This window comes from Psittacicella gerlachiana (assembly GCF_003585965.1).
GTDB lineage: Bacteria > Pseudomonadota > Gammaproteobacteria > Enterobacterales > Psittacicellaceae > Psittacicella > Psittacicella gerlachiana.
In genome coordinates this window covers 1-11,479 of the sequence record NZ_NRJF01000075.1, presented here as the reverse complement: position 1 = coordinate 11,479, position 11,479 = coordinate 1, and the positions used below count along the sequence as shown (strand labels likewise).

8 protein-coding genes, 1 tRNA gene and 1 rRNA gene are annotated in these 11,479 nt (G+C 32.1%); 7 read left to right on the top strand and 3 right to left on the bottom strand.

Features of this window, described 5'->3' with window-relative positions; translation table 11 throughout:
- Positions 1-306: 306 nt before the first annotated feature.
- The 6 genes from mnmE to CKF59_RS03075 all read left to right on the top strand — a co-directional run bounded on the left by mnmE (position 307) and on the right by CKF59_RS03075 (position 8,245).
- A complete protein-coding gene (mnmE, locus tag CKF59_RS03100) occupies positions 307-1,662 on the top strand; it encodes a tRNA uridine-5-carboxymethylaminomethyl(34) synthesis GTPase MnmE (RefSeq protein ID WP_119534521.1) in 1,356 nt (451 codons plus the stop codon).
- 1 nt (position 1,663) lies between these two features.
- Positions 1,664-2,425 (top strand): hypothetical protein, encoded by a 762-nt coding sequence (locus tag CKF59_RS03095; protein ID WP_119534520.1) that lies wholly within the window; start codon positions 1,664-1,666, stop codon positions 2,423-2,425.
- Positions 2,426-2,436: 11 nt separating this feature from the next.
- On the top strand, positions 2,437-3,507 hold the full coding sequence (locus tag CKF59_RS03090) for a hypothetical protein (protein ID WP_119534519.1): 1,071 nt from the start codon (positions 2,437-2,439) through the stop codon (positions 3,505-3,507).
- Positions 3,508-3,555: 48 nt separating this feature from the next.
- Complete coding sequence (locus tag CKF59_RS03085) at positions 3,556-5,391, top strand: hypothetical protein (RefSeq protein WP_119534518.1); 1,836 nt, start codon at positions 3,556-3,558, stop codon at positions 5,389-5,391.
- A 99-nt stretch (positions 5,392-5,490) separates the two neighbouring features.
- Complete coding sequence (locus CKF59_RS03080; protein ID WP_119534517.1) at positions 5,491-6,906, top strand: FAD-dependent monooxygenase; 1,416 nt, start codon at positions 5,491-5,493, stop codon at positions 6,904-6,906.
- A gap of 13 nt (positions 6,907-6,919) precedes the next feature.
- On the top strand, positions 6,920-8,245 hold the full coding sequence (locus CKF59_RS03075; protein WP_119534516.1) for an FAD-dependent monooxygenase: 1,326 nt from the start codon (positions 6,920-6,922) through the stop codon (positions 8,243-8,245).
- A 37-nt stretch (positions 8,246-8,282) separates the two neighbouring features.
- Here CKF59_RS03075 and CKF59_RS03070 read toward each other — a convergent pair whose 3' ends face one another.
- On the bottom strand, positions 8,283-9,179 hold the full coding sequence (locus CKF59_RS03070) for a Cof-type HAD-IIB family hydrolase (RefSeq protein ID WP_119534515.1): 897 nt from the start codon (positions 9,177-9,179) through the stop codon (positions 8,283-8,285).
- A gap of 349 nt (positions 9,180-9,528) precedes the next feature.
- Between CKF59_RS03070 and CKF59_RS03065 the strand changes: the two genes are divergently transcribed.
- A complete protein-coding gene (locus tag CKF59_RS03065) occupies positions 9,529-10,992 on the top strand; it encodes an amino acid permease (protein WP_119534514.1) in 1,464 nt (487 codons plus the stop codon).
- A gap of 153 nt (positions 10,993-11,145) precedes the next feature.
- Here CKF59_RS03065 and CKF59_RS03060 read toward each other — a convergent pair.
- Together CKF59_RS03060 and rrf are read right to left on the bottom strand one after the other, a co-directional pair.
- Positions 11,146-11,221 (bottom strand) — tRNA-Val (locus CKF59_RS03060).
- A 19-nt stretch (positions 11,222-11,240) separates the two neighbouring features.
- Positions 11,241-11,356, bottom strand: a 5S ribosomal RNA gene (gene rrf, locus CKF59_RS03055).
- Between the last annotated feature and the right edge of the window lie 123 nt (positions 11,357-11,479).

The window sequence follows — 11,479 nt, the reverse complement described above, 5'->3', positions numbered from 1 at the left end:
TCCATTACAAAGAAAAATTATGAAAATGATGCCATATATCTTCATCGTTTTCTTCTTATTCTTACCATCAGGATTAATTTTATACTATATAGTATCTAATATTATTACTATTATCTTTATTATTTACTATAATAGAAAATTAACGTATTTATACGCTAACAATTTATTACCAACTTATAAAGTGGTAGATCGCCCTATTACAGCACCTCGTAGAAAAAGATAATTGCAACAAAGTAATATGATTTATCACAACTTAAAGGCGTCGCTGTATTCAGCGTCGCCTTTATTACAATAAGAGATAATTATATGTCTAATAATACTGAAACTATTGTTGCTCAAGCAACAGCAATTGGAAGAGGTTCTGTAGGAATTATTAGAGTTTCAGGTCCTAATGCTAAAGAAATTGCAAAAAAGATTACCCGCACAGACCTTAAACCAAGATATGCTACTTATCTCCCATTTTACACTGATGGCGAACAACCTTTAGACTATGGATTAGCAATATTTTTCCCTAATCCACATTCATTTACGGGAGAGGATGTAATTGAGTTTCAAGGACATGGTGGTCCAGTAGTTCAACAAGCTTTACAAGAGTTTATTGTAAGCACTAACTTAGCACGTTATGCTCAGCCTGGAGAGTTTTCTCAACAAGCATTTATGAATGGAAAAATGGATTTAGTCCAAGCTGAAGCCATTGCCGACTTAATCAATGCTAATAGCTTACAAGCTGCTAAAGGAGCTATCAATTCACTCCAAGGTGCTTTCTCGGACAAAGTTACAATTATTGTCAATGAGTTAATCCATCTGCGCACTTACCTAGAAGCGGGTATGGATTTCCCTGACGAAGAAATTGATATCTTAGCTGATAGTTTTGTTCAAAAAAAATTATACAGCTTACAAAATAAATTACTTGAAATTAAAAATAGTGCTCAACAAGGTAAAATCTTACGTGATGGAATCAATGCGGTTATCGTAGGACAACCAAATGCTGGGAAATCATCCTTACTCAATGCCCTTTCAGGTGAACAATCAGCTATAGTTACAGAAATTGCCGGAACTACTAGAGATACTCTAAAAGAGTTTATTCAAATTGACGGCTTACCTTTACATATTATTGATACAGCAGGATTAAGAGAAACTACCGATAAAGTTGAGCTAATTGGTATTGAGCGTGCTTACCAAGCAATGGAAAAAGCAGATGTTATCATCATAGTTTCTGAAAACGCAGACTTTACCAAGGAACTAGCATTACTTCCTGAAAGTATTTTTGAAAAAGATATTTCAAAAATCCTAATTACAAATAAAATAGATCAAAGAAATGAAACTCCTTGGTCTAATAAACAAGGAAATGTTTACTCCATAGGTTTATCAGCACAAACTCAAGCAGGTTTAGACCTCTTAAAAAATGCTCTAAAAGAAATTATTGGCTATAATAATTCAAGTGAAGGGACTATTATCGCAAGACAAAGACACTTACAAGCAATTAGTCAAGCTTTAGAATACTTCAATAATGCTAGCTTCTATATGCGTCAAGGAGTTTCTCCAGAACTTATTGCCGACGATCTGCGTATGGCACAACAAAAGCTATCAGAAATTACAGGTAGATTTACCGCTGATGATCTTTTAACTAGTATTTTTAGCACTTTCTGTATTGGTAAATAATATGCTACATAAACATGATCATGTTCATCATACAAATTGTTCTTGCAATCATCATGAAATTTATATTCCGTTTTTCTTTTTAGAAAATCCTCAACAAGCTTTAAATATTTCAAAAAAGTGGGAATTAACAGAGCATCAAGCTCTTATAGATTTACACACTTATTGTCAAAACTATAATTTAAACTTTGCTTCTACGTTTGGACAAATTCTTGCTAAAGTAATTCTAAGAATCGAAATTCAAGAACACCAAGCAGTACAAGAATATTTAATTGACTGTTTAGGTTACGCTAATTTTAGTCCGTCAGCAATTATTGCCCACTATAATCCAGTTGGTTTATCTGATACAGCTCAAAACTTATTTGAATTTGCAAATTCATTTAATGCAATTATTAACGAATATAAACTAACATTACCTACAACAACGCCAAAACTTATTCTTGAATCCCTTGATCACTTTAGTCAAGGAGTCAAACTACTTGTAGAAGATTTAAAAGTTTATCTACAAATAGTAAATACTTATCTTGAAACCCTAGAAGATAGTCCGGTAGTAAAACTCATCCAAAATGCTATTTTTGATATTTCTTCTCGTTTTAAAGTAGAAAACTTCTCTAGTAGTGTTAACTATAACCTCTTACTTGAATTAATTCCTGAATTAACCTTATATGGGAAGAAAACTATCAACTACCCTACTTATAGAAATAATAATTCGGGTTTAATGTTTGATTCCATTTTTGAAATTTTAATCTCTATTCCTACAAAATAAGATCTAAAGATATGACTACAAACGCACAACACCATACTAACTGTAACTGTAATCATGAACATGAGCATAATCACCATTCTTGTGGTTGTGATCACGAACACCAGCATCACTCATGCAATTGTGATCATGAACACCAACATCACTCTTGTGGTTGCAATCATGATCATGGTTCATGCTCTAGTAAAACAGAATCTGCAGAACATGAACATCACCACCATGGATGTGGTTGTGGACACGAGCACCAGGATCTCTCAAAATATGCAACCAAATTAAATTTTGGGCATCTTGCTTATTCAGGAGATGATGAGCTAGTTACAGAACTAATCTTAGCTTTAAATCGCTTAAGAAAAGAGCAAGATCAAGAAGTTAACCTTCTGTTTAAATCTAAACAATCAGCAGTTGAAGAATTAAGACAGCTCTTTGACCAAAGATTTGCCGATCATCCATTTTTTACGGTAAACATGGTGTTAGGTCTTATCTATACTTGGGCATTAGATCCAACTTTAAGCTCTAGTGAATTTGAAAAATATGTTAAATTTATGGCTGAAGGAGATACTAATGCACAATTAGAAGGACTAGACAACCAATTCTTATTAACTTGTGAAAAATTACGTACTTCATTTTTACAAGATTTAATGGATATAGATAATTTTAGAATTTCTAATCTCTTTACAACTTTCTTAAACCACAATAATGAACAAGCAAGTGATCCTTTCAATCTGCTCGTAATGATTAAAGACTTTACTTTAGCTGTAGCAACTATGGGTAGTTATTTAGTACAAAATAATGCTAATAACTTAACTAGTGAGGAAAAACTAGAGAGTCAAGCTTTACTGCAATCTTTATTTAATTTAGCTACCATTATTGAACAATCTAGCCAAATCCTCATGATTCAATTAATGGCATATCCAGAAGATTCTGATAATCTTTTAAGTTTAAACTTTAATCTTGCGAATTTATTTGATGACACCTCTGCTTTTATTGTTTTAAATGCCGTATTAACATATGAATGCTTTGTTAAAGGATTAGCTTATCCGGCTGATACTTACGATTTAACAAATGCCTTCTTAATTTCTCTTTAAATTTTATTCTCGAGGTATAGATAAACACTCTATACCTCTTTCTTGCTTATGGAACTTAGATACCTTAGTGAACTCCCCTTATCGCATTTTAGTAAAAAACTACAAGCCTTAGAACAAAAGCTTCCTGAAAACACAGTAGCACTGATTCAAATTAATCACCCAGAAATAACCCAAGCTCAGGTTAATAATCTCTTAAGTAAAACTCTAAAACCAAACTATTTTGGTAGTCAAGAAATTACCTTTACTTGGTTAGCTAGTCAACAATTAAATATTAAAAAGCTCTTTCCAGTATCATCTCTTCAAGAGTTTGTATTTGTTTTAATTGAGAAAAAACTAACTACAGAACTTAACTTAAAATTCTTTAATGCTCCTAGTTCAGTAGAAGCCTTAAATCAAATTCAAGAATTAAGTAAGATCTACGAGATAAATTTTACTTATTTTAGTGATACTGATATCACCAAATACTTTGCTCAAATTAATCAGATTACTTATCACCTTGGTAATAATAGTAAGCAACTCCTTGAACAACAAAGAAGTCCTTATACTATTTACAGTGATAATAATCTTCCTGTTACAGATTTAATTCCTCCTGCTGTTATAAACTCTCTTCTCTCGAAAAAAACTCTAAATACCAAAGCTGTAGATCCTTACTTTATTGCCTTAACAGCTCTACAACTAAATAGAAACTTATCTTATGTTGAACAAAGAGCTATCCAACATGCAAGTGAAAATCTAGCTTTTGTACATAATATGTTTTGGCAAAATACTCCTCTTAGCTTTAACCCTAATAAAGCCCAAGCAAGCATAACTGAACAAGCTTTAAAACTGAACTTAAACGATTTAAGTTTTACTATTGAAACTAGAGAATTAGAGAAAAAGCATCCACCTCTAGAGGATACTTCTTACTTAAATTTAGAGACTAAACATAATCTTGCTCAAACGATTATTTTAAAACAACATTTAGATCCTCAACTTCAAGTTTCTAGTCAACTTATAAAAGAAGAGTATCAGGAATACTTACAACAGCAACTAAAACGCATAAATCTTTTAGAACAAGCAGTTTATATTGATACCTATGCTCAATACCTTGGTTATCAAACTCATTTAGCTCGTAACTACTATCTAGAACCTAAAAAAAATCAAGTTAGTAAACAAAAGCACGAAAATCCTGAGCGTAAAAGGGGTACGCAAACGCAAAATAATTTTGACCAACAGATTTTCGAACATCTTGAAACTACAAGTTCACTTCCATTATGCGAGCAACCAACATTAACCTTAATTAACGAAAAGTTAAGCAAACTAGAAACAAATGTACAAAGGTCACTAAGACCTAATATTCCTCTCTTACATCTAGTTATAAGTGCTATAGTTAATGACTCTAGTGAATTTTCACTAAAGATCAAAGCGTCTTTACCTACCATAAGTAAAATGTTTAATTTATTCTACTTACAAAAGAATAATAAGCATTTAAAGGCTCTTGATGAACAATTATCTTTAGAGTCACATGACTTAGTACAACAAATCTATCAAGCTATAGGTAATGCCCTCACGGGACAAGAGTATACTCAAGACAAATCCAATTCAGAGTTAGAGCAAGTTTATCAAACTTTAAAGCATTTAGATTATAAAATCGAGATAGGATATCAAGAAAACAAATTAGTTTTTACTTGGGATCAATATCAACTAACTGTAGAAAACTTAAATTCAGGGATGATTTTAACGCCAACAAGTCTTCTGCTTGAAGGTATGCCTTTAGCTATAACTTATTCCTCACAAGGGTTAAGCTTTACTGATTCGTATTTAATTGCCGATAATCTTGTACTCAGAAAAAAGCTTACAGTTTCTAGTTCTATCTCTAATCAAGACAATCCAAAAATTATTTAGCTTTGAACCTAAAGTCGCAAAAAAATTGTGGAGAACAAATGCTTTAACAGGGTTTTAAGTTATAATAGTAAGGTCATAAAAAGAGAGACGAAGTAAAAAATGAATTCTATAAATTACGATATAGTTATTGTCGGGGGAGGAGCTACAGGTCTATCTCTCCTCCTAGGATTATATCCATATCTAAAAGATGGCTATTTAAATTCAATTCTCTTAGTTGAAAAAGAAAATGAAACTAAATATTTACCAGGAAGATCTATTGCTTTAAACCAAAATACTCTTGAGTATTTTAATAGCCTTCCTTTACCAATAAATGCCTTAAAATATTTAGCACAAAATTTAAAGCCAATTAAAAATATCCTTGTCAAAAATCAAGGGTATAAACAGAGTTTAATTCTTGAAGCTCACAAACACTATGTAGATCAATTTGGTGGAGTTATTGATTTAAGTAATCTACAAAATGATCTCTTAAACTTAGCTCAATATATCCATGAGGATTTAAAAAATTATAACCCTCAGGTACAAATTGATATTGCCTTTGGCACCAATGTTATCAAAACAACCAGTGGCTTTGATCAGAGTGGAGATTACCGTATTCTTGAATTAGAAGATCTAAAATCTCAGCGTAAAGAAACAATTAGCACTAAATTAGCAATTATTGCTAATGGAGCTAAACACATTGATGGATTAGAAAATTATCAAGCCAGCTTAAAACTTGAAGCTCATCAACAATTTGGGGTGATTGCTGATGTCGAATTGTCTGCCCCCTTAAATAATTTAGCGATTGAATATTTTACTCCTCAAGGTCCAATAGCTTTTTTACCAAAAAGCGATTATCAAGCATGCATTGTTTATTGTACCAATCAAGAATACTCTTATGCACAATTAGAAACTCAAGGGGAGCAAATAATTGAGCAATTAAACCAAAGTTTAAAAGAAATTGGTGAACATACCTTAGAAAAAGCTATTAATGTAAAAGATAGTCATGATCAAAAACTAGCTCTCCAGAATATGAAAACTAGTACTCTTGAACCTATACAAAAGCATTACATTAGTAAATATAGTAAAATGATGTGCTTTCGTTTAGATGCTCAATTACAAACTAAATTACATGATCTTAATTTAGTTTACCTTGGTAATGCTGCTCATACTTTACATCCGGTTTCTGGTCAAGGTTTTAATCTTGGTGTTCTTAGTATTCAGAACTTTCTTAAAGCTTTAACTAAAGTAAAAGCTATAAGTAAAGATGGATTTAAGCAAAGTGCTAATCTTATTGCTCAAGAGTACCATTATGAACACTTTCCAGTAGCTACAGAAGTATTTAATCGCACAAATCTTCTTGCTAAAGAGTTTAGTCAGCAAGCTACTTTTGGTGAGACTATTCCTAATCTTGGTTTATATCACTTAATTAACTATACTTTTTTACAAGATCTCATAGTTTCACCATCACTTGGTTATGTAAAAAGAGAAAAGCTACCTTTTGCTTATAAAATATTACAATATTTACAATCAATTTAATTAGAGAAACAACATGTTACAAGAAGCAGATATAACAGTTGTGGGTACGGGTTTGGTTGGTTTAAGTTTAACCTTAGACTTATTAAAGCAAGGATACCAAGTTACATTAATTGGACAACCTAGCATAGCATTACCTCATCCAGCTAATCGTGTAGTAGCTCTAAACCTTGCTTCAAAAGAATTTTTAACCGCTCTGGGAGTATGGGATAATTTAAATGCTCAGGATTTCACCCCTTACTATGCGATGAAAGTATGGGAAAAAGACGAAAATGGTTACTTAGAATTTACACACAAAGATGTAAATCAGCAAGTTTTAGGTTACAATGTCATAAATAGTGCTCTTGAACAAGCTTTATGGCAAAGCATACAAGTATTTTTAGAAAATAATCCACAAAGCAATCTAAATTACTTAGAACAAAAAGTTGTTGCCTATCAAGCTTTACAAAGTAAACACTTTTTAACTTTAGAAGATTCAAGTCAAATTCTCAGTACTTTTTTAATAGCTGCTGATGGAGGTAATAGTTTTATCCGTAAAGCTTTAAATATTGGGGTTGAGAGACATGAATATTCACAAACCGCAATCACCTGTGTTTTAGAATTACCTGAAGCTCACAATAATACTTGTTATCAAAGCTTTCATAAAAATGGCATACTTGCCTACTTACCTCTAGCTCAAAAGAATCAAGTATCAATTGTCTGGTCATTAAATAATAATATTAGTGACTTTGCTTTAAATTTATCTCCAGAAGAATTTTGTCAACAAGTTTATGCTTGTTTCCATAAAGGGTTAGGAGTACCTAAGTTAATTAGCACCCCAACTTCTTATCCTCTAGCAAAACAATATGCCCAAAGCATTGCACAAGATAATCTTGCTATTATTGGAGATGCAGCTCATACTATTCATCCTCTAGCTGGACAAGGAGTAAATCTAGGCTTTGCAGACGCTTGGAGATTAGCTGATTTAATTCGTGATTATTATCGTTATAATCAGGGAATTGAACGAGCAAAACTCGACTCTTGGGCTCGAGAAAGAAAAACTAAAGCTTTATTGATTTCAGAAAGTATGGCTGTGATAAAACATACCTTCTGTAATCAAAATCCTTTATTAAGGTTAGCTCGTAATACCGCTTTAAACTTTGTCAATAAACAAGATTTTGTTAAAAAGCAATTAATTACTCAAGCTTTAGGTTTTCATGAAAAACAATATTCTCAAGCGAGTTTTAATCAAGATTTAGATCTCAATAAGCAAAAAAAAGCTAGTAGTGATCTAAGAACACAAATCTTAGAACACTCACCAGCAGAACTAGCACAAAACTTTTTACAAAAGTTTTTCAAATAGAAAAAGAGTAGTGATCACCACTACTCTTTTTTCTTATTTATTCTTGCGTAAAATAAGGCTCTAAATCAGCCCCTAAATTAAATAATTGATTACAAATACGAGCTACCATTAAATCGGTATTTTTTCCTACTACATGCACATGTGATAAGTTTTCAACATGAGCTTTTAGTTTTGGATCAGCATCTTGCATCACAAATCCATATTTGGCTGTTTCCATCATATGAGCATCGTTCATACCATCACCAAAACAAATTAGATTTTTATCATTTTGATAACCAAAATGATTAATATACTTTTGGATCGTATTAGCTTTAGTTACTCCGGCAGCATTAATTTCTAAACAATTCACTTGTGAGAACACGCATTCAACCTTATCACCATAACGCTGATAAATTAACTCTTGTAATTTATTTAATTTTTCAGACTTAGCATTAGGTTCTACCGGACAATCAGCATCTATGAAGAATAATTTTACAATCTCATCAAACTTTAATAAATCTATATTTAATAAATTATATTCAAAGTGTGAATCAGAGAAAAATCTTGCTACCTCTTCATTAGGCTCATTTACAAACCAGTGGTTTTTTGTATACACATTAAAAATTAGATCATCAGCTTTAATGTTATGGCATACATCTCTAGCTATATCTTCAGGTAAGTAAATAACCATATCCTCAGCAGGCTCAGCATTATTCAGCATAGCACCATTAGAAGTTACTAGAGGTAAGCTATACTTTACATTTTCTTCAATTCCAATAACATCACGATACGGTCTACCAGTTGCTAAAATTACTTTGTAACCTTTTTCTACTAATAGATTAAATACATTTACGGTTTCTGGAGCTAATTTATGATCTTTTCCCAGTGCTGTACCATCTAAATCAGTAGCTATTACTTTAATCTCAGATACATCAAAGTTATATAAAGGTTGCATTAAATTCTCCCGTGCAATTAAATATTTTAATTCATGATATATTATACTTAATTTATGGCTGAATTTAATTATATTTTTTACTTTTACCACAAAAATAGAAGAATTTTTAACAAAATCTCTTAAGATATTTTTCTCATTTTGTTGTATAATTTATCGCATTGATAACTCTATTTAAGTTAATTAGTTATTGATTTTATCAATAATCCATTAGCATATCCTTGAGATCATTTTGTAAAGTTGTTACTTTATTTTTTGAAAACAAAGAAAATAAGTCACTCTTTACAGATGTAATATTTTCTTTGTTTAACTTAGTGGTTATGCCTTTTTTCATTAAATTGCTAATATAATTATGGCAGAAATAAACAAAGAACATAAATTACACCGTAAGCTAAGAGCTAGACACATGACCATGATCGCAATTGGTGGTTCTATAGGTACAGGTCTATTCTTATCTTCTGGTGCAACTATTGCTCAAGCAGGTCCTGGTGGAGCTCTCCTAGCCTACGCTCTTGTGGGCTTAATGGTTTACTTCATTATGACCTCATTAGGTGAACTATCAGCATTCAATCCTACTTCAGGATCATTTGCAACATTTGGTACTCTCTATGTTGATAAAGCATTTGGTTTTGCTCAAGGATGGAATTACTGGTATAACTGGGCAATTACTCTAGCTGTAGAGCTAGTAGCAGCCGCTTTAATTATGGGATATTGGTTTCCTGATGTTCCTGGTTGGATTTGGTCTGCAATCTTCTATGTAATAATTTTAGGAATAAATCTTTTTAGCGTAAAAGGTTTTGGTGAAACTGAATTTTGGTTTGCTTTAATTAAAGTTGTTACAGTTATTATCTTCGTTGTTATAGGTCTCCTCATGATCTTCAAAATTATGAACGGTCATACAGGAGATTTTGCTGTTCTTGAAAACCTAACTGGTGGTGAAGCCCCGTTTGTTGGTGGATTCCCAGCAATGATGGGTGTAGTAATGATTGCTGCATTTAGTTTCCAAGGAACAGAAATGATCGGAGTTGCTGCCGGAGAATCGAAAAATCCGGAAAAAAGTATCCCGAAAGCAACTAGACAAATATTCTGGAGAATTTTACTATTCTATGTACTTGCAATATTTGTAATAGGTTGTTTAATTAACTACCAAGATCCTAATCTCCTTAAAAATGATGAAACTGATGTTAGTTTTTCACCATTTACTTTAGTTTTTAAACAAGCTGGACTTGGTTTTGCAGCTGCGGTAATGAATGCAGTAATCTTAACTTCAGTGCTTTCTGCAGGTAATTCAGGTTTATTTGCTTCTTCACGTATTCTTTTTGAAATGGGGAAAAATGGTTTAGCACCAAGATTCTTCGGACGTGTTACTAAAGCAGGAGTTCCTCTTGCAGCTGTAATCTGTACTTCTATAATCGCCGCTCTTTGTTTCTTAACTTCACTATTTAAAACGTCTGATGTATATTTATACTTATTAAATGCTTCAGGAATGTGTGGTTTTGTAACATGGATTGGAATCTCTATTTGTCACTTTAGATTCCGTAAGGCAATGACAGTACAAAACTTTGATCGTAAACAATTACCTTATCTAGCTAAATATTTCCCATTTGGTCCGATTTTATCATTAATCATGCTAATCTTTGTGATTTTAGGTCAAGACTGGGATTTAGTAACTGGTAAAGGTTTTGATGTAGGAACATTTATTTCTACCTACTTAGGTTTAGCTCTATTCTTTGTGCTTTATCTAGGTTACAAATTTGTTAAGAAAACTAAATTAGTTCCTTTAGATCAAATTGATCTTACACAACGCGCAAAATAATCTCAAGATAAAAATAAAAGACTAGGTAACAAAAACCTAGTCTTTTAATTTTACTAAATAATTTATTTAGCATAAATGAAATAAAAAATCTTTTTACAAAAAATTCACACAAAAAAAGAACCGCATTGCAGTTCTTCTTTTTCTTAGTAAAAATGGTGGGCGGTACTGGGCTCGAACCAGTGACCCCCTGCTTGTAAGGCAGATGCTCTCCCAACTGAGCTAACCGCCCATTCTTACGAAATAAATTAATTTGGCGATGACCTACTCTCACATGGGGAGACCCCACACTACCATCGGCGCTACGACGTTTCACTTCTGAGTTCGGCATGGGATCAGGTGGGACCATCGTGCTAATGTCGCCAAAATCGGCTAATTTAATAACAAACTTTTTTGAATATATTCTTTATTCTTATTCTTTGATAGAGTTATTTATTTTTATATTTTTCTCTATCTTTTTTCTTTATCAAGCGTTCTCTTATTACTATTA